At 41.8% G+C, this 22,482-nt stretch carries 20 protein-coding genes and 2 pseudogenes; 6 read left to right on the top strand and 16 right to left on the bottom strand.

All coding sequences use genetic code 11. The annotated features are described in order from the left end of the window. The 5 genes from V7O66_RS02770 to V7O66_RS02750 all read right to left on the bottom strand — a co-directional run bounded on the left by V7O66_RS02770 (window position 1) and on the right by V7O66_RS02750 (window position 6,909). Entirely contained in the window at window positions 1-450 is a 450-nt protein-coding gene (locus V7O66_RS02770; protein ID WP_406661462.1) for a hypothetical protein, read from the bottom strand. A gap of 225 nt (window positions 451-675) precedes the next feature. After that, window positions 676-2,958 (bottom strand): peptidoglycan-binding protein, encoded by a 2,283-nt coding sequence (locus V7O66_RS02765; protein WP_406661461.1) that lies wholly within the window; start codon window positions 2,956-2,958, stop codon window positions 676-678. Between the two features lie 385 nt (window positions 2,959-3,343). Beyond that, window positions 3,344-3,580, bottom strand: a complete 237-nt coding sequence (locus V7O66_RS02760) for a hypothetical protein (RefSeq protein ID WP_406661460.1) — start codon at window positions 3,578-3,580, stop codon at window positions 3,344-3,346. Window positions 3,581-4,060: 480 nt separating this feature from the next. Beyond that, window positions 4,061-4,936, bottom strand: coding sequence for a hypothetical protein (locus V7O66_RS02755; RefSeq protein WP_406661459.1), 876 nt, complete (start codon window positions 4,934-4,936; stop codon window positions 4,061-4,063). Between the two features lie 110 nt (window positions 4,937-5,046). Further along, on the bottom strand, window positions 5,047-6,909 hold the full coding sequence (locus V7O66_RS02750) for an SdrD B-like domain-containing protein (RefSeq protein ID WP_406661458.1): 1,863 nt from the start codon (window positions 6,907-6,909) through the stop codon (window positions 5,047-5,049). A 1,123-nt stretch (window positions 6,910-8,032) separates the two neighbouring features. On the opposite strand from V7O66_RS02750, the gene thpR reads away from it, so the two are divergent. After that, on the top strand, window positions 8,033-8,584 hold the full coding sequence (thpR, locus tag V7O66_RS02745) for an RNA 2',3'-cyclic phosphodiesterase (protein WP_406662546.1): 552 nt from the start codon (window positions 8,033-8,035) through the stop codon (window positions 8,582-8,584). Here thpR and V7O66_RS02740 read toward each other — a convergent pair. After that, a pseudogene (locus V7O66_RS02740) lies at window positions 8,582-8,856 on the bottom strand (ISH3 family transposase); the annotation flags it as partial. The gene thpR and the pseudogene V7O66_RS02740 sit on opposite strands and share 3 nt — an antisense overlap. 272 nt (window positions 8,857-9,128) lie before the next feature. Then, window positions 9,129-9,488, bottom strand: coding sequence for a DUF504 domain-containing protein (locus V7O66_RS02735; RefSeq protein WP_406661457.1), 360 nt, complete (start codon window positions 9,486-9,488; stop codon window positions 9,129-9,131). 502 nt (window positions 9,489-9,990) lie between these two features. Here V7O66_RS02735 and V7O66_RS02730 point away from each other — a divergent pair. Further along, window positions 9,991-10,719 carry a DUF4386 domain-containing protein gene (locus V7O66_RS02730; RefSeq protein WP_406661456.1) on the top strand — a complete coding sequence of 243 codons (729 nt, stop codon included), beginning with the start codon at window positions 9,991-9,993 and terminating at the stop codon, window positions 10,717-10,719. 18 nt (window positions 10,720-10,737) lie between these two features. Here V7O66_RS02730 and V7O66_RS02725 read toward each other — a convergent pair whose 3' ends face one another. The 4 genes from V7O66_RS02725 to V7O66_RS02710 form a co-directional block, all read right to left on the bottom strand. Then, complete coding sequence (locus V7O66_RS02725) at window positions 10,738-11,019, bottom strand: CRISPR-associated protein Cas1 (protein WP_406661454.1); 282 nt, start codon at window positions 11,017-11,019, stop codon at window positions 10,738-10,740. Window positions 11,020-11,372: 353 nt separating this feature from the next. Next, window positions 11,373-12,014 (bottom strand): hypothetical protein, encoded by a 642-nt coding sequence (locus tag V7O66_RS02720; protein WP_406661453.1) that lies wholly within the window; start codon window positions 12,012-12,014, stop codon window positions 11,373-11,375. A 12-nt stretch (window positions 12,015-12,026) separates the two neighbouring features. Beyond that, window positions 12,027-12,569 carry a cohesin domain-containing protein gene (locus V7O66_RS02715; protein ID WP_406661452.1) on the bottom strand — a complete coding sequence of 181 codons (543 nt, stop codon included), beginning with the start codon at window positions 12,567-12,569 and terminating at the stop codon, window positions 12,027-12,029. Window positions 12,570-12,584: 15 nt separating this feature from the next. After that, window positions 12,585-15,050, bottom strand: a complete 2,466-nt coding sequence (locus V7O66_RS02710; RefSeq protein WP_406661451.1) for a LamG-like jellyroll fold domain-containing protein — start codon at window positions 15,048-15,050, stop codon at window positions 12,585-12,587. Between the two features lie 442 nt (window positions 15,051-15,492). Between V7O66_RS02710 and V7O66_RS02705 the strand changes: the two genes are divergently transcribed. Both V7O66_RS02705 and V7O66_RS02700 read left to right on the top strand, forming a co-directional pair. Then, window positions 15,493-15,750 carry a hypothetical protein gene (locus V7O66_RS02705; RefSeq protein ID WP_406661450.1) on the top strand — a complete coding sequence of 86 codons (258 nt, stop codon included), beginning with the start codon at window positions 15,493-15,495 and terminating at the stop codon, window positions 15,748-15,750. Between the two features lie 432 nt (window positions 15,751-16,182). Next, entirely contained in the window at window positions 16,183-17,586 is a 1,404-nt protein-coding gene (locus V7O66_RS02700) for a C39 family peptidase (protein ID WP_406661449.1), read from the top strand. A gap of 86 nt (window positions 17,587-17,672) precedes the next feature. Here V7O66_RS02700 and cas1 read toward each other — a convergent pair whose 3' ends face one another. Both cas1 and V7O66_RS02690 read right to left on the bottom strand, forming a co-directional pair. Next, a complete protein-coding gene (gene cas1, locus V7O66_RS02695; protein ID WP_406662544.1) occupies window positions 17,673-18,182 on the bottom strand; it encodes a CRISPR-associated endonuclease Cas1 in 510 nt (169 codons plus the stop codon). Window positions 18,183-18,200: 18 nt separating this feature from the next. Then, on the bottom strand, window positions 18,201-18,587 hold the full coding sequence (locus V7O66_RS02690; RefSeq protein ID WP_406662703.1) for a hypothetical protein: 387 nt from the start codon (window positions 18,585-18,587) through the stop codon (window positions 18,201-18,203). A gap of 57 nt (window positions 18,588-18,644) precedes the next feature. Here V7O66_RS02690 and V7O66_RS02685 point away from each other — a divergent pair. Next, window positions 18,645-19,151: pseudogene (locus V7O66_RS02685) on the top strand (acetyl-CoA carboxylase biotin carboxylase subunit family protein); the annotation flags it as partial. Between the two features lie 33 nt (window positions 19,152-19,184). Further along, window positions 19,185-19,520, top strand: coding sequence for a hypothetical protein (locus V7O66_RS02680; protein WP_406662701.1), 336 nt, complete (start codon window positions 19,185-19,187; stop codon window positions 19,518-19,520). A 1,295-nt stretch (window positions 19,521-20,815) separates the two neighbouring features. Here V7O66_RS02680 and V7O66_RS02675 read toward each other — a convergent pair. From V7O66_RS02675 to V7O66_RS02665, 3 genes are all read right to left on the bottom strand, one after another. Next, complete coding sequence (locus tag V7O66_RS02675; RefSeq protein WP_406661448.1) at window positions 20,816-21,094, bottom strand: secondary thiamine-phosphate synthase enzyme YjbQ; 279 nt, start codon at window positions 21,092-21,094, stop codon at window positions 20,816-20,818. Between the two features lie 85 nt (window positions 21,095-21,179). After that, entirely contained in the window at window positions 21,180-21,692 is a 513-nt protein-coding gene (locus V7O66_RS02670; protein WP_406661447.1) for a nitroreductase family protein, read from the bottom strand. A gap of 63 nt (window positions 21,693-21,755) precedes the next feature. Further along, the gene (locus V7O66_RS02665; RefSeq protein WP_406661446.1) at window positions 21,756-22,313 is read right to left on the bottom strand and encodes a flavodoxin family protein; all 558 of its coding nucleotides are present in this window, start codon (window positions 22,311-22,313) and stop codon (window positions 21,756-21,758) included. Between the last annotated feature and the right edge of the window lie 169 nt (window positions 22,314-22,482).

Below are 22,482 nucleotides of genomic sequence, written 5' to 3'. Positions count from 1 at the left end.
TCACTCACCCCCTTTTTCTTGATTTTTCTGCTTAGGTTGGTCGTTGCCACGTAAGTCGAATTCTGCCAGTTTCCCCTGCATACCCTCTTTAATACTAGGTTTAGTACCAAAGAAAGAGAGTACAGCGTTCTTCGGAAGGTGCGGAATCAGGACTTCGAATGTGATGTCAGCTCTCTTTACCGGGACATTCGTAAATGAGCCGTCTTTCTCCGGAATCTCCACGTGTTGTTTCAACGGATCATCAATTATCCGGCGATAAAGAAGGTTCCCTTTAGTGTCAGCTACCTCATACCAGAAGCCTACAACTTGCAGGCCCTTCTCTGTTTGAGGCAGTGACTGTGAATTCGGAATAACCTTTCTTTCTAGCAGCTTTTCACCGACAATAGCCCATTTTCCGTCTTGCCAACGAATTCGTATCCGACGGACAGAACCTTGATTTATTTTTTCCATCTTTAACCACTCCTATTGATTGTATGATTTAAAGCATTGCATGTGCCTAACGACGAGGATAAGCCACCCGTTAAAGTACTGGTGCGGTTTAACGGCTCGGTCTTGATTCTTTTGTTAGGCCAGATTTACCCTGATAAAGGGTTTACCCCGTATTTCAGATTCTATATTCCATTAAGCGGGACTGCCAACGGCTTCGGCAGCCCCTTCGGTCAGGTTATCGAGGTCTTATTTCTCCTCCTCCTTTTTCGGCAATTCCAGACAGAAACCGGCGCTTGCGTAGCGCCTGTGTCCAACCCACTGGCTGTTTCTGATAGCGCGGTCTACGGCCCTGACGTGGATCGTATAGCCACAAGGTGTCATACCCGTGGTGTCCAGATCCCAATCATCTCCGGGTGCTGCGGCTGTGCTGGCAAGCCCGGAGTTCGGAACGGGGATTCCCACCCCAGCCGGATTCACGTTTGGTAGGACGTACACGCTGTAATCCCTGAGGTAATCGTCACCTGCGACAACATCGCGTGCAACGAACTTACCCTCGAGTAATGTTCCGACAGGGAACTTACCGCAACTACCAGGGCCGGTGGTAATGGTGATGGAAGCATCCGGCCAGGTATTGTCAAGCTGGATTAAGTGGGTGTCTGAGCCCTGCTCAACACCGCCAGCGTCGTACGTTGTCAGTCTCACATACCATTTTGCGTCGCCCGTCGTGTCCCATTGCGCCAGCAGGCTGTTGACGTTCTGGTTGAACGGCAGGTAGGCAAACCGTTTGGTGACCGGGTTGGCCTTGTGATCATTAGTGATCCCGTTCTGATCCGTCACCTTCAGATCGGTGACCACGGGTGTCCAGATCACGGCGTCCTGGCTTACCTCAACCATGTAGCTCCAGTTCGGCACAGACAATCCCTGGACGGTGACACGGCCGGCGAAGGAGCATGCTCTGCCATATTTATCGGGTTGCTTGTTGTTGGTGGCAAACACGGCTGTGGCTGTGGTGAGTCCAGTGACATCATGGATGTGTCCCACGGGAATACCACCCAAAATAGCAATCTTACCAGCCGGCTCGGAGGCCACGGGTCCAATGTTGATCAACGTTTCCTCGCGGTTGCCCCACCTAGGCATCGTGTTGGGATTGCCACAAGGTACAGGCATGTTCCAGGAGAGAATGGCACGGATGCGCACCACCTTGGGACCCTTCTTGCAAACCTGCCGGTAAGGGGTGAGGTCGACGGGAAGGCGCACGGCATATTGGATACCTTCCGGCGGGATGACTTTCACGTCATAGACTTGCACATCTGCCGTACCGAGACAGGTCTCGAAGGTGCCGTTGCCATCAAAATCTGCCCAGAAGGTAACATACTCGCGACTACCATCGCTGCAGGGGTCGCCGGAATAACCGTAGGGTTTTTTGACCTGGATCACGCCGACCATAGTGTCCGGGGTGTTCGGGTCCAGCCCAATACAGGTGAGCTCCTCGTAGCTGGTATCTCCGTCTGTGAGGGGCTTGAGCTGCTCGATGATGTCCGGGTTGATCCCAATCTCCTTCGGCAGCGTGGCGAGGGACTGGGCGCTTGCGATGGTTTGCCCGGAGGCAAAAGCCATCATCTCCTTGTAGGCAAAGCGGTGCACTGACACACCTTTGTCTTTGTAGATCTCGGCAAGTTCCGCAACTTCCAGCGATTTAACCTTCGTGGGAAGGGGGTTGTCCAGGTCCACGACTTTTTCAATTGGGAATGGAAGGTCGGCCTTGATAGCTTTAAAGAAAATAGGGAACGGAATCAGGCGCAATGGCTCGATCAGAATGGTGGTCTCGCGCACATTGCCCCAAACCGGCTTCCAGTTGGGCTGGTTGGGCAGGGGTGTATCGTTCCAGGAGAGGATGGCACGCACCTTGACCAGGGGATCGAACCAACAGACCTTCGCCTGCGGATCTATCGGCAGCGAGGCGGCGTACTCGAGGCGCTTTTCGCCCTTTGTGCCCTCTGGAATATTGTGGGCTTGGAAGCTAGTCATCCCTTGGTCCTGCCAGGTGACACCGTTGTCGAATGAAAGATAGAAGCGCACAAATTCTGGTGTGCCGGGCCCGCAGATGTCCGTGCCATAGCCAGATGGCTGGTAGACGTGAACGGCCGCCTCGAGCTGCTTCTGCTGCGGGTGGTAGCCGAGACAGACAAGCTCCTCATAATGCGTGTTGGAGCACATAGATTTGACCGGCTTGAACGTACTCTCGGACAAATTACCGAAGTAGTTAGGGTTGGCGAGAAGCAACAGCTTGAAAGATTCCCGTGCCGCTTCTGGCTCAACTGGCCTCATCTTGATGCCCAGCACCTTAAGGCTAACGGGACCAACGATGCCGTCAATCTTTAGTGCCTTACTCTCCTGAAATTGGACGACCGCATCTCGGGTCTTTTGTTCGTAATTTCCATCAATGACACCGGGATCAAAACCCAATTCCTTTAATTTGCTCTGAACCTCTTTGACCAAGTCCCCTTTTGAACTGATATTTAGATACATACTCTTTCTCCTTTTGAACCAACATTCAAATGCTACTGCAGATTCAGTTGCCTTGTAAGCCATGAAATCTGCGATTCAAGGTCCAAAGTTTCCACTAGTGCAAGGAGTTTTCATCGCTCAATTAAACGCTCCCCCCTATTCGAAAATCTTCAGATCCCCACTCTAAGATTATGTATATTCCCACGTTATACGTAATCTACCTACTATATAATACGTAATCTACGATGTTATATATATATTATTATGAATCATAGTGATTGGGGTAATGAATATTTGCCAACATAATTGGGTGGGCTCTGTAGAATACCTATCAAAATCAACATCTATGAATTGGAAGTGGGATTAAATCCCAATGTCACGCAACATATCTCATCATATCTTTAAATTAGATTATTGTCCGAACATTGAGGATTTCTGCAGAGCCAATATCCAGATGTTGAACTCTGACAATTTGAGTTTTCGGGAAGATTTTGGTTTTTCTTCCTTTCCCACTACCATTCCCTGCGAAGAAACTATCCGCTACAATCTTCGAATTTCCTCCTTTAATTTTTTTATTGCCGTTGCTCAACATATTCCTCCGAAAATTCTCGAGGCGCAGGGAGGGATTGACAGCATATTCCATACCCTTTAGAATCAGCTCGTAATAGAAGAGTTTTCTACCTACTCTTTATAGTATCATATATTGAAATGGTTCAGATTGAACCTAAGAGATCCATAAGGAAAATGTAAGACTGTTAACTTGATGTGGGTGGGTGAGCATAACTAAGTACAGCATTCAAGGTTGCTATCTTGAGCATACAGTCGTCACTGTTGGGTGAAGGAAAATATTTTTGAGCTGGGGTGGACAGGTGTGGGTTGAGGTGGAAAATTTTACCTTTTCCCCGTATGTATAGAAGATTTAACTGATGTTGTGTGTATTTCTTTTTAGAGTATTTGCAACTATAGATTTGAAGGTGTGAGGTTCCTTCTGAGGAGATTCTAAGCGAAATCTACATCCCGATTGACTGAGACTTTTGTTGAAAAGAGATGGATCATCTCACATCTCCAACATTTTTCTAACATGGACATTCAGATTAAATAGCAAATCTCATCTAGCATTTGCTTAGTTGGTAAAATCTCCGGAAACACTGACATCCGGCATATTTTCCCTAATCCCGGCAAGTTCCTTTATCGTCTTTGCCAGACAAACGACCAGCCACTTCTTTAAAAGCGTTCTCTCTCCCAGCATTCTTCCAGTTTCGCTCATCCCGCCCTGCAACCAATAATTCAAATCCGTGAAATAATGTAGGGCTATCTGCCGGCATCTCTCATCATATGAGCCGCATCCCTCGAAGTCTGGTGATGAATTTAATTCCCCTATGGCTTTGATCGTCTTTTTGATATTCTCAGGAAAAGCATAATGGCAGATGTCGGTGCGATCGATTTGGCTAATGAGATTTTCAAGCTCTTCAGGCAAGATTTTTCGTTCTGTCTTAAAATTCCAAAGAAGCCTGTTCAGCAGTGCCGAAACGAGAGCTTCCTTGTACCGGTCTCTCTCCCCAAGTGAACTATATACCTCCTCGAAGAGGCTTATGGGGATGCCTCTTGGATCCTTCTCAGCTGGAAGTACCCCTAGCCACATTTGCAGTACCCAGATATACTCCTGTCCTTTCCGACTTCTGCCCGTCTTGTCCGCACGCCAGGCATTTTTTCCGCATTTAGGGTGCGAACTGCCAATTGAATCCAGATTAAAATCGACATTCTCCCTGCCAATTGATTCAATTATCCGAAAGATATGGCGCTCAAATTTGAAATGGCAAATCTCCAAGCGCGTGATTAGGTTACGGATTTCCTTTGTTTCATTCGAGAGAGTGCCAATTCGCTGCTCCAGGCGGTAAATTTGAAGTATTTCTGAATCTGGACTCTCAATCCCTATATTGGCCCACGGCTCCAGTGGGATTTCTTCCTCATTTATAGTATTCGGAGAATTGTATGCCATACGCAAAACCAACTCATACTATTGATTTCACATGTGATTTGTGAAATATGTATTGCATGTAAATCATATTTAGTGAGAAAAAGTAATGAACATCTATATAGATGCTCATTTCACTGCCTTTTGTCCATCCTCAGTAGCAGAATCATAAAGACACCCAAAACAAATGCAGTTATAAAGGGACCTGCGGTTGGTACAACGGGCGGTTCCCAGTCACTGTCGCCCACTTCATAACCATAGTACTCACCCACATCTTCATCGCTAACAAAAAGATCATCAAACTGACCCGTGATATTTGCAACGTTGATGTAATGACCATATTCTGCAACACCCATCATTTCACATTCCATTGATTCACCCGGAGAGAGTGTGATCTTTGGACATGGGATGATTCCCTGCCTGTCATCGTTAAGCACTATGTTGTCAAGCGGGACATTTCCTGTATTGGTGACAACGTATTTCCACTTCACGACATCACCGATAACTATTCCCGGAAGAATATCCGAATCTTCATCAAAACCATTGGTATATTTCTCAACATCAATTTCCGGCATTGCTTCAAAGATACCTGCATCCAAGGTCATATCAGCTTCTCCAGGACTCATTGCGATACAAACCGTCAATCCTGTACCTGGATCAGCATCACTATCCATGGCATCATCAGCACCCTGATCCTGTGGACTGAAGACATACCCATCAGGAAGAACAAAACCTACAGAGTAGTTACCTGGTGCAAGACCTATGAACTGGTACATCCCATTTACATCCGTTACCGTTGTAGCAAGGAGATTACTGTCACAATCATAGAGGTCCACGGTCACGCCGGGAATCCCAGGCTCACCTGCATCCTGCATACCGTCATTATCAAGATCATTCCATACCAGATTTCCGATGCTTGCCCACTGAACGGACGTGACACCTGCATCCCTGGCTGGATGATTTTCACCTGATTCAAGGAAAATACAGATGGTATGTCCTGATGTAATATCGGCGTCGCTGTCTATGGTGTCGTCAGCACCCTGATCTTGTGGGCTGAAGAAGTATCCTGCCGGGAGTACGAACTCTATATAGTATTCACCAGGTGCAAAGCCTGTGAACTGGTAGAAGCCATTTGCATCCGTTACTGTTGTAGCAAGCTGGTTACCGAAACAATCATAGAATTCCACAGTCACACCAGGGAAACCAGGTTCACCTGCATCCTGTATACCATTAATATTAAGATCATCCCAGACAAGGTCACCCATTGAAGCAGGCTGATACAGACCTGCATCCCAGGTATTATCCACCTTTCCCGAATCAAGGCTAGTATAAACTGTTCGTCCTGTTGTAGTATCGGCGTCACTGTCTATAGTATCGTCAGCACCCTGGTCCTGTGAACTGAAGACATATCCTGCCGGGGGAACAAAACCTACGGAGTATTTGCCAGGTACAAAGTCTGTGAACTGGTAGAAGCCATTTGCATCTGTTACTGTTGTAGCAATATGGTTATTAGCGAAATCATAGAGTTCCACGGTCACACCAGAGATTCCGGTCTCATTTGCGTCCTTGATACCGTCGCCGTTGAGATCCTCCCAGACAAGATCACCTATCGAAGCAAGCTGATACAGGCCTGCATCCCAGGTTTCATCCACCTCTTCGGGATCAATTGTCGTACAAACTGTCTGTCCTGTTGTAGCATCAGCGTCACTGTCTATGACGTCATCAGCACCCTGGTCCTGGTGGGTTAAATAATACCCCGCAGGAGCTTCAAATTCTACAAAATAATCACCCTGTTCAACTATGAAGTTGTAGTGACCTGATGCATTAGTAGTTGTAGTATCTAGAAGATTGCTATTACAATTGTATAGATTTACAGTCACACCGGCGATTCCAGTCTCACCTGTATCTTGTATGCCATCAGCATTGAGGTCCTCCCAGACAAAATCACCTATAGAAGAATTAACTATGACTGCAGGTGCAGTAGAGATTGATGTCATAGATGCGATCAATACCAGTAGAAACACGATTCCTATTTTTAATAAGTTACATTTAGAATAATTCAATATTGAATTTGGAAACTGTTGATATGCCCTAATGATTAAACCCCCTTATTATCGACCAAATAAGCAGAAAAACGGCTGCAAATTATTAATACTTTGATTATAGAATATGTTTGGGTGTTGATATTAAATGAAATGAAAATAAGATTAGGAACTAAATTTAGTAATAAAAAAGTGACTTTGAGGACCAAATACCAATATTTTTACACACGATGATGTGCACTACCAAAATGCACTGAGAAATACATTTACTTATCAAAAATGAATGATGGGTAGAGGTAACTCAAATTTTTTGTACACTAATCTTTAAGACGTTCAAAAATCAGGGTTCTGTAGAAAACCTATCAACATCTATGGACTGAATTGAGATTAGATTCTAACATCGTGCAACATATCCCATCATATTTTTAAATTAGATTATTGTCCGAATATTGAGGATTTCTACGAAGCCAAAATAAGATGTTGAACTCTGATAATTTGTGTTTTTTGGGAAGAAAATAATTTTTCCTTCCCCACTACCATTCCATGCGAAGAGACTATTTGCCATAATCTTCGAATTTCCTTCTCCAATTACTGTCCTCTATCGAATTTTTATGACTCAGCTAACATCTTCCTTTGAAAATCCTCGTGCTGCAGAAATGGATTGGCAGCATATTCCATACCCTTTAGAATCAGTTTGTAATGTCAGAGTTTTCTACCTTCTCTCTGTAGTACCATATATTGAGAAATGGTTCAGACTGGACCTAAGAGATTGATAAGGAAGATGTAAGACTGTTAACTTGATGCGGGTGTGTGAGCACAATTAAGCACAGAATCCAGGATTAATCATTTTTAAATTATTATGTGGGAATAAAAATAGGAAATCGGTTTTCTACAGAGCCGTTACTTAACTAATTTTTAAAAATACTCCCACATTTTAAGAGACAACTATTCGAATAAATAAACTTCATAAGAGCAAGACTTTGGGAAAATGTTGCGTACAAAAACTGGAGTTACCTATATCCCCGCACTCAACTTAGGCGTCAATGATTTATGCCTATCTCACCTTTTTTTATTGGTGATGTGTTTGATTCGGACTTTTGTTGCAGTTGATCTTCCAGATGAGATGCGTGAGAAAATAAAGGATATCCAGTCAAAGCTGGAACCCTTCGATCTGAGACTTGTGGGTCCGGAACTTGTTCACATAACCCTCAAGTTCCTTGGAGATATGCCAGAGGAAAAGGTTTCCGCGATATCAGAGGCACTGGATTCCATTGAATGTGAACCATTTGAGGCAAATATAGCTGGTCTTGGTGTGTTCCCAAAGCCAAGTTATGCCAAGGTTGTATGGATTGGTGCAGAGGGTAACTTTGTTAAACTACATGATGAGGTTGAGTCTTCCCTCAAAAGTTTCAGATTCAAGAAGGATAGACGGGGTTTTACTGCACATTCCACAATTGCCCGTGTAAAGAACATACCAAAGGCTGATAAGGAGGATTTCCTGCGCATTCTGGATGAGCTTAAAGATGTGGAAATCGGAAAGATGTATGTGGATCGCGTAAAATTCAAGAAAAGCACACTTACCCCAGAAGGGCCTATATACGAAACCCTTCACGAAGCAAAACTTGGATGAGTTTGTTGACTTTTTTGCTTGTCTTCGTATTACATATCCCGAATTAGAAACATCTGTTTGACCATAGTAAGGATCATTGCTGTAATCGATAGCAAAGTCATATTTTGGTTAGACTTTAATATTTGAAGAGGGAGCTACATAAGGATTTTGTTATTTGAGTCTATGAGTTGTCTCACATCGATTTTTTGAAGATGATATCGAAGTGATGTTTCACAAGGTATTTTGTGATAGCATTTAGAAAGAGAATGGATTGAGTTCTTTCCTGTTGTCATACCTATGACAGCATGAAATCGATCTTTACTAGTAAGTGAACCATTTATTGGAATGTTAATATAGTCGATAAGAGGTTGTAGTACATTTTTGGCGCATTCAGTAGGATTTAATTCAAATCGAGTAATATAAACTTTCTTTTGCGATTGGAAATACATGCGGAGGGAATTATACCACATATAAATGTATCATATGATGTCGTTTATACGAGTTTGAACTGAAATTAGCGAACTACTGTATTTGTGAATGGATTATTTCTAGAAAAGTTTACAGATTAAACATGTTCTGGTGCAGCCTTTACGTAGATCGTTTTCCCTTTGTACTTGATTTGAAGTATTCTATGATATGGTATCATAGTATCTGGAAAAAGCGTAAAGAATAAGTGTCCAATGTCTACTATATTACCTCCTGAAACCGTTTTTGTATTTCCAGGCACACCCCTGTGGATATACTCTATGCTGCATTCGTTTATATCCATACCTTCTTTCCATTTCAATTCATTAAATATATCCCTCGGACGTTTTGATTTTATTACATCATTCATAAAATACCTTCCAGAAGGTTTAATATGTAGATACCAAAAATATTCATACAGATCCCCATAATCTGTTGGATTCCTATCCGTTTCCCTCAATATTAGTTAAGCTAATTTTAAAATAAATAGTTATTGAAGCTGTTTTCTCATTACTTCAAGCCATTGAGTAGAACAATAATGCAGTACGTTGAAGAAATTAAAAGCACTATATGATAGATATTTGGTTATATTGGAATATATTTTTTGAAACTTTCATCCTAAACATTATTACTAATCTGAGATGTGAATGAATTTTGTATTATGTAGAATATAAGAGCAAACTGTATAAATAAATCCAATAAAACTATCTCTAAAACTCTAAAAGCTAGCGTACACTTTTTCCACGTTGTATATATCCCAGAATTGCTTTGCGGGGATATAGGTAACTAAGAAAAACCGAACTTTCATTGTTTATGTTTAATGTTAAGATGAAGTGATTGATAAATTAAACTACTACATTTAATTATACTGTGTTATGGGAAATAAAATTGCTTAACATTACTGTCAAGAAAAATATAAATAAGAGATATAATCAAACTTAACTTGGGAGGGAGGAATTGAAATGACAAAAAGTATCGCCGATATATCACTACGCAAAGCTGCAATAGTTGCAGGGGTTGGATATTTAATCATATTTATAACCGGCATCTTCTCCAATTTTTTTGTTCTCGAGAATCTTATTGTTCCTGGAGATGCCGCAACAACAGCCAATAATATCATGGCTTCTGAGTCGCTATTTCGCATAGGGATTTTGAGCTTTATTATAATGGTTATTTTTGATGTGGTGTTGGCTTGGGCATTTTATGTTTTACTTAAACCAGTTAACAAGACTCTTTCATTGCTTTCGGGGTGGTTAAGGTTGGTGAATGGCACTATTTTTGGAATCGCCTTGTACAATCTTTTTAGTGTTTTGCAAATTTTAAGTGGTGCTGAATACTTGAAGGCATTTGGCGTAGATCAGTTGCATGCCCAGATGATGGTATTTCTCAATGCGTTTAACTACACATGGCTAATTGGATTGATATTTTTTGGTCTTCATTTGTTTGTTCTTGGTTATTTGATTTTCAAGTCGGACTATATCCCAAGAATTCTTGGTGTCTTGTTGATAGTTGCATCCCTAGGCTATCTAATTGATAGTTTTGCAAATATTCTGTTACCCAACTACGCCGACTACGAAGCAATATTTGCTCTGATTGTTGTCGTTCCCGGGATTATTGGGGAATTGTCACTTACCTTGTGGCTTTTATTGAAAGGTGCTAAAATACCTGAAAACGAGGCAGAACAAATATAAGTTACAGTTTAAACCTAATCAACATCTCCCCCACATCCCGAATCTTTCCCTCACATGAGCATTGAGAGTGAACGGCTTTTCACTCTTGGCGTTCTGCTTCATGTAATGTATCGTACCTTTTGATAAACTCATCTTCTTCCATTCAGTATAAGGCATGTCAATGATCTTCTTCCTCAACAGATCAAAATCATCCCTTTCAGCCACATAAACAGGCTTGCTAAACTCAACAGTTTTCCTCTTTCCAACAATACAATGGCTTAACTCCCTTGCTTCAACCAAAAGAACAGAACTCCATGTCATATTTCTAGTTCCAATTTGAAAATATAGAAACCAGTATTATGCAGACTAATTAATACTAATCTCAAGTGTTGGCGAATAAAATATCAGTATAAGGTAAGATTAGCAAGGCTAATCTCAGCCAGTATTAGAAATCGATTTTAATATACAAAAACATCAATTGATGAACTATTTATATTGGATTCAACAATATTTTTGATATAAATGATTTTCTCCTATATGCCTATTGATATTGTTTTTTTCGATAAAGAATGAAATAAGTTGAAATATTAAAATTTTAAAAATAAATTGAGAAGTATGTTTTCCCTGTTACATACTTGTCAAAAAGATTGGAATTGATCTAATCTCTAAGTTGATCAGATAATTCCAAGCAACCTTGAGATCTTCAAAGCTATATTTCCCATAAAGAAGGTGATGTTATTAACGACCCCCACAGGTTCTATGACAATATCACCAGCGTCATAGGCATCTAAGAATGTATCCGCAGGTTGTTTAGATTCCATTATGCTTCTAATCGTATCTTCATTTGATATTACCACTATCGTCGGATTCACTTCAGAGCTCAGGCCTACTACAGATTGTAGTATTATCCTTGCATCCAGGGATGTGACAGCTCCACTATCATCAACATCGATATTTGCATCTTCTTCCATCTTCCCGGTAGACATCTTTAGTGCGCACAGGGAATCAACAGCACTTAGATATCCATCGTTATTGCAGTCACCTTTTTCAGCTTCGATCTCGATTGCCAGTTTCTGGAATTCTACAACCGTAGCATCCTTTGTAACCACTTTTAGTTCCAGTGCACTCCCGTCATTTAGCTCTACAATACCATAGATCTCTTCATTTCCAAGGAGACTGTTTACAAAACTCGGTACTTTATCCACATTCTGATTATATGCCACGACTTTCTGGTTCATATCATCAAATAGGTCTGCAGAAGCTGGATTTGCTAAAAAGATAAAAAGTAGAAATGAGATAATGATAATCTTCTTCATTTCTACACCCCCTTACCTTCTTCTCTTGACAACGAACAGAGCCATGACGATTGCTGCCATTGTCATTACTACCATGCTTCCATAACCTGCACCTTCAGATGCTTCTTCAGTGACACTGAGAGTTCCATCAGTGGTGGGAGAAATAACTTCAACAAGGTCGGTATTATGTACTGATACCTCATTCAGGGTCAGGTGACTGGATGAGCCAACAGAACCAAGCACCTTAAAGGATACAACGACAACTGTACCATCGCCATTTATGCCGGAAGAATCCGCCAGTGCGATTATGACCTCCCCTTCATTGCCTGTATTGGATTCAATATATGCATTTCCACCAAGTTCACCGGCTTCCACACCAACAGCCTGCAGGACTGCCGGATCATACATCAGGGAAATGTCCATACTTCCCACATCTGTAGCTCCCTCAAGGTTGACAGGAACCTCCACTATACCTCCAGCTGCTCCTGTTGTATCGCTCACACTTACGGTCATATCCTGTGCCGATGCAAGAGATACAAGGCACAACAGACTAACTAACAACAATATTCTTTTCATGTTACCACTCCCATTTCAAGCTAATTTAGCAGAACTTCTCAGGATCTGCCTTGCATCAAGTGATGTTACACTACCATCTTCATTCACGTCCATAGCCAGATCTTCCGGAATCTTCCCCACAGCCATCTGGAGTGCATAGAGGGCATCCAGAGCAGTAAGTTCGCCACCGTCACCTACAGAATCTCCTTTGCTTTGCTCCCGACTGATCACCGTGAAGACTCCATCTTTAGTGTCAATATTGACAGGTGTCAAATCTGCCCTGTTAGCAGACAGGGATACAATATCAAGAGCAGTGGATGAGCCTTCAGCTCCGACCACATCGAATCTTACGTGAGCAACAGAGCCATCACCGGAGAATCCGTCCTTATCAGCGAAACTGATCTTGACCGTACCGTCAATGATATTGTAATCGTACAGTGAATCGCTTGTCAAACTACCTTTAACAACTTCAGTAGCTACAAGGACAGAGGAATCATATCTCAGGGTCATATCCATATTTCCGATATTGTCCTGCACTCCATACAATGTCAGAGGGATCTGGACACTGCTTCCGGTGGCCTTGCTACGGGATTCAAAGGTCAGGCCATTGAACCTGTCAATTTCAGGTTCCAGAGTAGGAGGAACTGTTGCTCCCTGATAAATGGCGTCGATCTCGCTTTGTGAAAGGGCAACATTATAGATCCTTAGGTCATCCATTGATCCTCTAAAGTATTCGGTGACTCCTGGTGGATCAATACCTATGAGAAGGTTAGTATCTGATTCTGGAATGGAAACTGTTGTTGACATAGTGTCCTTGAGTTCCCCATTAATGTAGAACTTTAACTCGCTTCCATCTTTTGTGACTGTAACGAAATACCACTCATTGAAATTCGTTTCCGCAGTTGATATTATATTCTGGCCAGCAACACGAACACTCGAGTATATTCCATTGCTATCATGAAATAGTGCATATGGGCTATTACTAGGAAATACAGAGGCCGTATCGCCTTTTGAGAATACAACAGCCCATCCTCTGACACCTGCATCTTTTTTGTTGAGCCATCCAGCGAACGTGAAATCCTCTGTGAGGTCAAGAGAATCACTGTCTTTAACCTCTATATGGCTCTCCCCATCAAAAGTAGCTGCAGCATTTCCTACTACACCAGAAGTGAAAACCAGATTTCCTATAGGAGTCCCATGGTTATTATTGCCGGAATAATCCTTTACATCACCATCAAAAGGATAGTAGGCAACAAGCCCAGCCACAGGAGTCGGTGAAACTGTCGGTGGAACTGTCGGTGGAACTGCTTCTCCCTGGCGAATGGAATTGATCTCACTTTGCGAAAGGGCACAATTATAGATCCTCACCTCATCGATATCACCAGGGAAATGATCATCCCATGTTGGATTGGAACCAATATGGGTATAGTCCCAGCCCCTAGTATTCTTTTTTTCTTTTTTCTCATATACCTTATCATTTACGTACAGTGTTACTGTTTCAGCATCCTGATCATAAACCGCCGCCAGGAAAGTCCATTCTCCGATTGTGACAGGATGGAAACCCAAAACTCCTGGCCAAGTATAAGACGTACCAGTAAAAGCTGACCAGCCAACTCCACCACCACGCTTGTCGATGTTTATCGTTCGATCAAAAGTGCCATCATCATGAGAGATAACCGTTCCTCTGACCTCATCGGCTTTGGCCCAGGCAACCAGGGTCACTTGTGGCATATTATCCGACCTGTTTGAGTGCATATGATTGATATCAACTGGTGAACGCACGTAATCGTCCTTACCGTCAAAACTCAATGCCTGACCTTTTACTCCGGATACAAAGACGGCACCATTGTTGGTAGCATGATTATTATTTCCAGAATAATCCTTTACATCGCCATCAAATGGATAGTAGGCAACAAGACATTTCTCAGAAATGGGTGTTGGGGTTGGAGTAGGAGTAGGTGTTGGACCTACTGCCGATGGTGCCATGAGACCAAAGAAAAAGATGGTCACATGATTCCCGCCACCCGGACCACTGATACCCATATTTTCCACCCTTATGGTATGGGTGCCCTTATCCAGACCGGATATCTCCAGATACTTAATATAAGGATCTTCACTGGAGCCATAGGTGTTTCCTGTCCAGACCTCTGAACCATCAACAAGAACACGCGCCCAGCCATCATTGGTATCTCCCCAGAACTGGACACCTACTGTGGTCGTTTCAACGGTTGTTTTTGCTTCAACCCAGTTGCCCTGGCTCATCAACGCAATCCACTGATTATATCGCCAGATTGAACCGCTGGCTGTGATCTGGAACTCGGACGGTGGTGTAACATACGCAGTATTGGCAAAGGCTACAACATCCGGTGGAGTTGCAAAATTAAGGGCATTTCCATCATACATTACAGTACTCATTTCTGCAGAAGCAACTGTCACAGATAAAGAAAAAGCTACTAAAGAAATGAAAAGAACATGCAGTAAGCTCTTTGATCTATTATTCATATCTTGTCCCCCACGAACAAATAATTTTTATATAGATATCTGCATTTTATGCTAGTTAAGAATAACCCTGATAATTAGAAGAAAAATAACATGAGGTTATGGAATTTTTAATCTGTTTCCGGAATTAAAGTATTAAATATTTTTTTAAACTGCCACTTATGAAAATAAGACTGGAAGATAATTACTCTACCATCTTGATACAGAGAAAAAAACGCCTTTTTTAACAATCTGAGCAGCAAATTTACAAAACAGATAGAAAGTTCATATCAGTACAACATCACCTTAACCAATCTCAGAGGCACGTGCACAAGCTCCAGCACTTTTTCCTTCTCAATAAAAGAAGAAAGGGGTTTCTACACAGCGTATATTTGATTGAGTATAATCATGGCCCTGTAGAAATCCTGTCTAAACCGCTATAAAATGAATAAAGGAAATCAGAACTATGAAACGTTCAACACTATTGGAAAAGCAGATAAAGTCTAAATTACGTGAATTTTTTGAACCACTCGGCTCGACCCGTTACTTTGTAGAGGTAAAACCAAGAGGGCATGAATTTAGCGCAAAGATCTGGGTTGAAGCGGAAATCCTAGATGAAATTGCCAAGAATCCTGAAAAGCTCACATATATCTCGGATACCATCAGAGAAGTGGAAAAGGAATTCAAAACAATAATCTTTGGAAGACTGAAACCTCTTTTGTGATATTTTGACTCTGTGGATGTCGAATTTCACTGTATCCTTAATGTGGCAATGTATTTTTTCACATTCCTAGCCTTAAAATTCAAATCTCCTTCCTTTGCTTTTTTCAAATAAGCCAAAGCACTCCTATGCTTGATTCCAATCTCTCTTGCTCTCTCAAGAGTCAGAGTCAGGATAAAATCATAAACTGCTTTTTTTAGAAATATTATTCTGAAACTTTGTTTCCAAAAGTATATTTTTAACTAAAACCGTATTTTTACTAAAAACCTATGATATGGTTTTTTGGAAGTACTAAAAGGAATCAAGAGTAAAAAAACAGTTAACGCTATTGAAAGCAAGTATACTCGCAATTGGTATACTTTCTGTAGAAATAGTGTCGGCAAATAGTCTTTCTAAGAAAAACAATTCCTATAGCAATGAGGGGGTAAAAAGCTTATGAAAAATTTAAGATTTGTAGGCATATTAGTAGTTTTAGGTATGCTAATAAGTGTAGTTCCAGTATCTTCTGCTACTGTATCCGATGATCCATCAGGCCCTATTTTAATGTATCCAGATAATGGAACGCATACTACTGACCACATCATTACACTCGGCTGGTTTGATGAAGAATGGGCTCAGCAATATTTACTACAAGTAGACAACAATGAAGATTTTAGTTCTCCAGAAATTGAAACGTATGTAGTTGAAGCTCAATTCACAGCGGAGTTTCCACTACCCGATGGAACTTATTTTTGGAGAGTTGAGGCCATAGGTGACGAGAAAAGTAAATGGTTGTGGTCAGATAAAACAGAAATCACAATTTTTACCGTGGGTGTAATTCAAGCAGCATCTTCTGATCCAGATTTAGGTATTGCAGCGCAGCAACAGCATAAGGACACAAGAATGCTTTGCCTTGAAGGCGATTCTTTAACAGGAGACCATGCTTGGGATGTCGATCATGTGACTAGAGGTTGTTTGCATGATAATTGGTATTGTGTACGAGCGGCTATTTCAATGATAAATTCGCATTATGGAGGTCAACTAAGTCAAGATCGATTGTCTTATTACATACTTGAGGAAAGGCCAGGTGTAGGGGATGGAATTCCAGAGAATGATTTAGGTCATGGCAGAGGTATATTTCCTGCAGAGACGACAGCTGGGTTCTCTTGGGCATTAAACGGTGCTACAATCAGCAATCCTTCTGGCAAACCTACATTTGCTCAGATAAAAACATGGATAGACAATGGTCAACCTATTTTCAGACGTAATGTAGCAGGTACATGGCATGCAACCGTAATTGATGGTTATGATGATGCTGGTCAACTTGTTCATGTGATAGATCCATGGACCGGAACCGAAGGCACATTCGCATACAATACATTGCCAGTACATGAAGTGTGGGTCCCTCCTTCAGGAGCCACAACACGATCTGATGAAGCATCTCTAACTAAGGATACTGATAATGATGGTATTGTTGATTTTGATGAAGAAATGAGATTTAAAACTGATATTAATGATATAAATACAGATGATGATTGCTTGCCAGATAAGATAGAAATTCAGAGTTACACATTTATTAATGATATCTTTGACGTAAGTGATGTAAGAAAACCAGATGTGGACGGAGATGGGAAAAGAGCAGAATTAGACCCTGATACCGATAATGGCGGAGTAATAGATGGTTCTGAGGATAAAAATGCAAATGGAAAAGTAGACCCCGGTGAAACTGATCCTTTCAAGGAGGATGACGATACAGAAGCACCATATCCATGTCCAACTGCAAATCCTCTGATAACTGCGAGTGTGGTGGGAATAGTGGGAATAGCATTTGTACTTTTCCAGAGAAGAGAACTGGAATAAATAGTTGTTAAAAAGCTGGATGGCAGAAGTGCTTTCCATCTTTTATTTATTAATTTTTAATATATGTGCAATAAAGGTTCCATACTTCATCCAATCTCAATCAATTGATGCAATGTACCCTTAGAAAATCCCATATCCTTCCATTCAGTATAACTAATAGCGATAATCTTCTTCCTAATCTCATCAGTATCCTGTCTTTCAATCTTGTACGAAGGAGTCTTAAAATCAATCTTTCTCTTTTTACCATTCAGGAATTGAGCTAATTCTCTTGTTTTCAAAAGTAGAACATAACTACATATCATTAATCTTCTTTGATAAGTTACCTTCTTATTCATCCAGTTATTGAACTCTTCAGTAAGCTTCTTTGCTCCTGTTGGTTTCAATCTAAGAGAATAACTCTCAGTCCTGATGAAATCCTTATTATCCATCTTCTGTGAATCTATCAGACTGATTACTGTAAGATCAACAAGGAATCTAAAAGGCTCTTGGAAATCATAAGCAAGGCTGTTCTTACTTGGATTCATTTCATGTAAGAATCCTACATGAGCATCAAGTCCAACCGTATTGATAGCTCTTAAGCATTCAGCTTCAAGCAGAGCATAGCCATTTAAAGGTCAAAAAGCAGCCCTTTCTTTTCCGAAGAGGAGCGTCAGTATGAAACAGAACGTGTTTGTCGTGGGTATGGATTCATTCAATCTCGAAAAATTGCGGAGGCTCCCTGAAGCAGCAGAATCGACTTTCATGCCGCTCTTGATATCAACGATATCCGGAACGTGCCACGGTACGATATGGATGCACTGATTGCTACTGCTGAGCACCGGATTAAAGCCACTCCTGGCGGCATCCATGCCGTTGTCAGCTACTTTGATTTCCCCGGCACGGACCTTGTCCCTATCCTTGCCGAAACTTTTGGGGTGCCAGGGCCAAGTCTGGAGAGTATCCTCAAATGCCAGCACAAATACTGGAGTCGGCTTGAACAACAGCAGGTCATCCCTCGTCACATCCCGGCATTCTGTGCGTTTGACCCCTTTGATGACGACCCCTTCGCCTCGATCAGGATGGAGCTTCCGTTCTGGATCAAGCCATTCAGATCATTCCGGTCATTTCTAGCGTTTAGGATCACCACCAAGGAACAGTTCCGTGAACACATCCACGAAATACGTGAAATGATCAATTTTCTCCACGAACCATTCCTCTATCTGCTGAAAAGATACAATATGCCGCCTGAGATTGCATACATGAGGGAAAGCTGTCTTGTTGAGAAAACGCTCTCCGGGCATCAGTGTACACTTGAAGGCTATGTCTTCAACGGTGATGTGGTTATCTACGGCGTTGTTGATTCGATCCGGGACCAACACTTCTCTTCGTTTTCACGCTATGAATACCCCTCTTCCCTCCCAGATAGAGTGCAGGATCGGATGGCCGGGGTATGCCGGCGGGTTATTAAGCACATAGGGTTGGACCATTCGGTATTCAATGCGGAATTTTTCTACGATCCCTCTCGCAATGAGGTCTATTTGCTGGAAATCAACCCGAGAATCTCTCAGTCGCACGCGGACCTTTTTGAAAAAGTGCACGGCGTCTCCCACCACCGGGTTATGCTACTGATCGCTCTTGGCAGGAAACCTGATCCACTCGGACGACACGGACAGTTCAATTATGCCGCAAAATTTATGCACAGAACCTTTGAACCCGGAAAAGTGGTAAAGGTTCCTTCCCGGGAGGAAATCGCATCAATTGCAAGAGAAATACCGGGCACCATCATCAATCCGCATGTCAGGGAGGGGCAGCAACTCTCAGAGCTCCAGATGCAGGACAGCTACAGCTACGAGCTTGCAGATATCTTCATTGGCGCAGACGACCGATACGGACTGGTGGAGAAATATCACCGGGTCCTTGAAAAAATTTCCTTTTCCATTGAAAGAGAGGCCTGATGAGGGGAATAAGGAATATCCCTGACACAGATAGGATGATATTCATATCCGATATCGGCTCTTCCACTGGGCTTTCTATTTTTACATCATATAGTTAGTTGATGGCTTTACTCTCTTGCTTTCAGCAACAGGACAGAACCCCATGTAGTATTCTTTTTCGAGATGTCCAGTGACTTTTTATTGTAACTAATGAGATTCTAAAAACAGTATAAGTAACGGTCTTTTTCGGGCTCTGTAGAAAACATATCAAAATCAACATCCATCGATTGGAATTCAGATTATAATCCGATATCGTGCAACACATTAGATAATATTTTTAAATCAGATTGTTGCCCGAATATTGAGGATTTCTACAGAGCCCAATAATTGGATGAATAAAAAGGTAGCCTACAAGAAGCAATCTGTTATGTGGAGCTATGCCTTGTTGTTAAAAGCTAGAGAATTGGCTCAGTACATTGTTGGGAAAAGGAAGAGTATTGATTTTAGTAGCCTGCTTATGCTCTTGAAAGACAGGATTCAGAGGATACCAGGCAAAAAATACTCAATTTTTTTATTCTGATTGGAATGATGAGGGGGGAGAAGTCGTTACTATGGAGGCTCCAGTGAAAAAAAGGGGGTGAGGGGGTATGGGGGAGAGGGGGTGGGGGAGGGGAAAGGCTTATTGAGAGGATTTCAAGATTATTTTTATTGTTAAAACGAGAATCTCTACAGAGCCTCAAAATAGAAGAGTTTTATACCTTCTCTCTGTCGTATCTATATGGAGGAATGGTTCAGACGGAACCTAATGATACTACAGGAGGCATATAAAATTGCTATCTTGATACGAGCATGTGAGCACCATTTAACACAGCACACAAGATTGTTCCCTTAATCATGCAGTCATTGTTGGGTGAAGGGAAAATTGTTTTTGGGCTGGATTGTACAGGTGTGGGGAAAAGTGAAAATTTGTTCCGTTTCCCCATAGTGTAGAAATTTGACTGGTGTTGGAAGGAGGTAAATTTAATATCATGAACAGGGGATGGATGAGAGAATTAATTGGCTTGCCAATGCCACTATCAAGAATCTCTTCCAAGTCCAGACTAAAACCCTTCAATCTTAGAGCATAGAGAATATTATATCAATCTATGAATAATAATCATTTTCGATATTAGTATATAAAGAGATTTGCCATATTACTTTACAATGAAAATAAGACTGAAAGCTAGGAATATACCCAAAATTATTAATATTCTGCAAAGAATATGCTTTGTCACGTACCAAGCAGAACTTCCCCAGCAACTAGGGGAATGCTTTCACTACACCAGAAGAACTGCTTTTAAGTGGGCATCAGCATTGTTATCTATTCTGTCATGAGAATATTCTGCACCCTTTGGCACCAACCTCGCCAGATATTTAAGGATGTCAGCACGAAGACCAAATTCATTCTCATTGACAATTATCGATGTGGTGGTGTGTTTCGTGCTGATGACACATATCCCGTTCTGCACAGCACTGTCCTTTACGGTCTGTTGTACCATATCGGTTATGTCAATCAGCTCAACACGATTATTGGTTTCGAGTTCCATGGTAATCATGAAAATATAGATTCAAACAATTAAAAATGATGTAAAGAAAACATGGAAATTAACTTCTTCCATGTTCACAACTTCATGCTTATGTTTACTCGTACCTGTTATGATAGACCTTAGCCTCACTGTACCTATCTTCTGGAGCGACTTCCTGGTCAGGATGACCTATCACCACCAGCCCCAGAGGAATCACATGTTCTGGAAGTGCGAACGCTTTTCTGAAGCCTTCAACACGATCTTCCATAGGATAGCAACCTGTCCATACAGCCCCAAGACCCAGTGCATGAGCCGCAAGCAAAAGGTTCTGGGTAGCTGCCGAGCATTCCTCCACCCAGAAGCCGGGAATTTTTTCCTGACTTGTATCCCCACAAACAAGGATTGCAAGGGGAGCTTCAAGAGTCATGGCTGCATAAGGACTATACTCTGGAATCTTGTCCAGCAGCTTGCGGTCATCGATCACCACAAATACCCATGTCTGTTCGTTCACCGCTGAAGGCGCACTCATGGCAGCAGAGAGTAACTCTTTTACTGTTTCGTCAGATATCGGTTCGTCTGTGTATTTCCTGATACTTCTTCGTGTGTGAATAGCTTCTAAAACTTCCATGTTAAACCCCATTCCCATTAATAATTTAACAAAAAAGAATTTGATGTGAAGCTACTTAAAGCTTCACTCAAAAAGGTTGATTCCAGCGCTCTTTGCCTGCTCCATGAGTTCCGTATTTTCCTTTGCTTCACCAGGAGCATGGTGTCCTACATCCACGATGGTGTCCTTCACATCCATTCCCATGAACTGCTTTAATACGTTTGAGAATTCCTCATACACCCCGGTAAAAGCTGCAGCATCAGGAGCACCCTGTGCACCTACTATGACAGCCTTCTTTCCTGAATCGATACGTGGCGTGTGGTCGTTGTTCAAAAGTGCATAGCAACGATCTAAAAAGAGTCTCATCTGACCTGTCATCTGGAAGAAGTAGATTGGGGATCCGAAAACGACACCATCAGCATTTTTGATGGCATCATAGGCTTTGGTCATATCATCGTCAAGTTTGCAGATCTCTGTGTTTCTGCAGTACCCACAGCCCTGACAGCCTTTGAAATCCATGTCGTTTATGTAGAATTTTTCAACATCTGCTCCTGCTTCTACAGCACCATCGAGTACCTGCTGAACCAATACATCCGTATTTCCATTCTTCCTTGGACTTCCTACAAAAGCTACTACTTTCATTTAGATCATTTCCTTCTATTTTAATTAATAATTTCAGATAGTTTCAAACTACCAGATACACTGGAACTATACTTATAATCATGCAGTCAACAATGATAGCAACTAACAAAAAGTATAGTAGATAATTTCATAGTAAGTAAAAAACGACCATACAGAATAAGCGTTAATG

Source organism: Methanolobus sp. ZRKC3, assembly GCF_045291275.1.
GTDB lineage: Archaea > Halobacteriota > Methanosarcinia > Methanosarcinales > Methanosarcinaceae > Methanolobus.
This window is presented reverse-complemented; position numbering and strand designations above follow the sequence as displayed.

What these genes read in the sequence shown, in the direction of transcription:
- V7O66_RS02705 (WP_406661450.1), top strand. Translation starts at nt 15,493, where the DNA reads ATGAAACGTTCAACACTATTGGAAAAGCAGATAAAGTCTAAATTACGT.
- V7O66_RS02680 (WP_406662701.1), top strand. Translation starts at nt 19,185, where the DNA reads ATGCTACTGATCGCTCTTGGCAGGAAACCTGATCCACTCGGACGACAC.
- V7O66_RS02675 (WP_406661448.1), bottom strand. Translation starts at nt 21,094, where the DNA reads ATGATTACCATGGAACTCGAAACCAATAATCGTGTTGAGCTGATTGAC.
- V7O66_RS02670 (WP_406661447.1), bottom strand. Translation starts at nt 21,692, where the DNA reads ATGGAAGTTTTAGAAGCTATTCACACACGAAGAAGTATCAGGAAATAC.
- V7O66_RS02715 (WP_406661452.1), bottom strand. Translation starts at nt 12,569, where the DNA reads ATGAAAAGAATATTGTTGTTAGTTAGTCTGTTGTGCCTTGTATCTCTT.
- V7O66_RS02755 (WP_406661459.1), bottom strand. Translation starts at nt 4,936, where the DNA reads ATGGCATACAATTCTCCGAATACTATAAATGAGGAAGAAATCCCACTG.
- V7O66_RS02765 (WP_406661461.1), bottom strand. Translation starts at nt 2,958, where the DNA reads ATGTATCTAAATATCAGTTCAAAAGGGGACTTGGTCAAAGAGGTTCAG.
- V7O66_RS02665 (WP_406661446.1), bottom strand. Translation starts at nt 22,313, where the DNA reads ATGAAAGTAGTAGCTTTTGTAGGAAGTCCAAGGAAGAATGGAAATACG.
- V7O66_RS02750 (WP_406661458.1), bottom strand. Translation starts at nt 6,909, where the DNA reads ATGACATCAATCTCTACTGCACCTGCAGTCATAGTTAATTCTTCTATA.
- V7O66_RS02725 (WP_406661454.1), bottom strand. Translation starts at nt 11,019, where the DNA reads ATGACATGGAGTTCTGTTCTTTTGGTTGAAGCAAGGGAGTTAAGCCAT.
- V7O66_RS02710 (WP_406661451.1), bottom strand. Translation starts at nt 15,050, where the DNA reads ATGAATAATAGATCAAAGAGCTTACTGCATGTTCTTTTCATTTCTTTA.
- V7O66_RS02770 (WP_406661462.1), bottom strand. Translation starts at nt 450, where the DNA reads ATGGAAAAAATAAATCAAGGTTCTGTCCGTCGGATACGAATTCGTTGG.
- V7O66_RS02700 (WP_406661449.1), top strand. Translation starts at nt 16,183, where the DNA reads ATGAAAAATTTAAGATTTGTAGGCATATTAGTAGTTTTAGGTATGCTA.
- thpR (WP_406662546.1), top strand. Translation starts at nt 8,033, where the DNA reads ATGTGTTTGATTCGGACTTTTGTTGCAGTTGATCTTCCAGATGAGATG.
- V7O66_RS02760 (WP_406661460.1), bottom strand. Translation starts at nt 3,580, where the DNA reads ATGGAATATGCTGTCAATCCCTCCCTGCGCCTCGAGAATTTTCGGAGG.
- V7O66_RS02720 (WP_406661453.1), bottom strand. Translation starts at nt 12,014, where the DNA reads ATGAAGAAGATTATCATTATCTCATTTCTACTTTTTATCTTTTTAGCA.
- V7O66_RS02730 (WP_406661456.1), top strand. Translation starts at nt 9,991, where the DNA reads ATGACAAAAAGTATCGCCGATATATCACTACGCAAAGCTGCAATAGTT.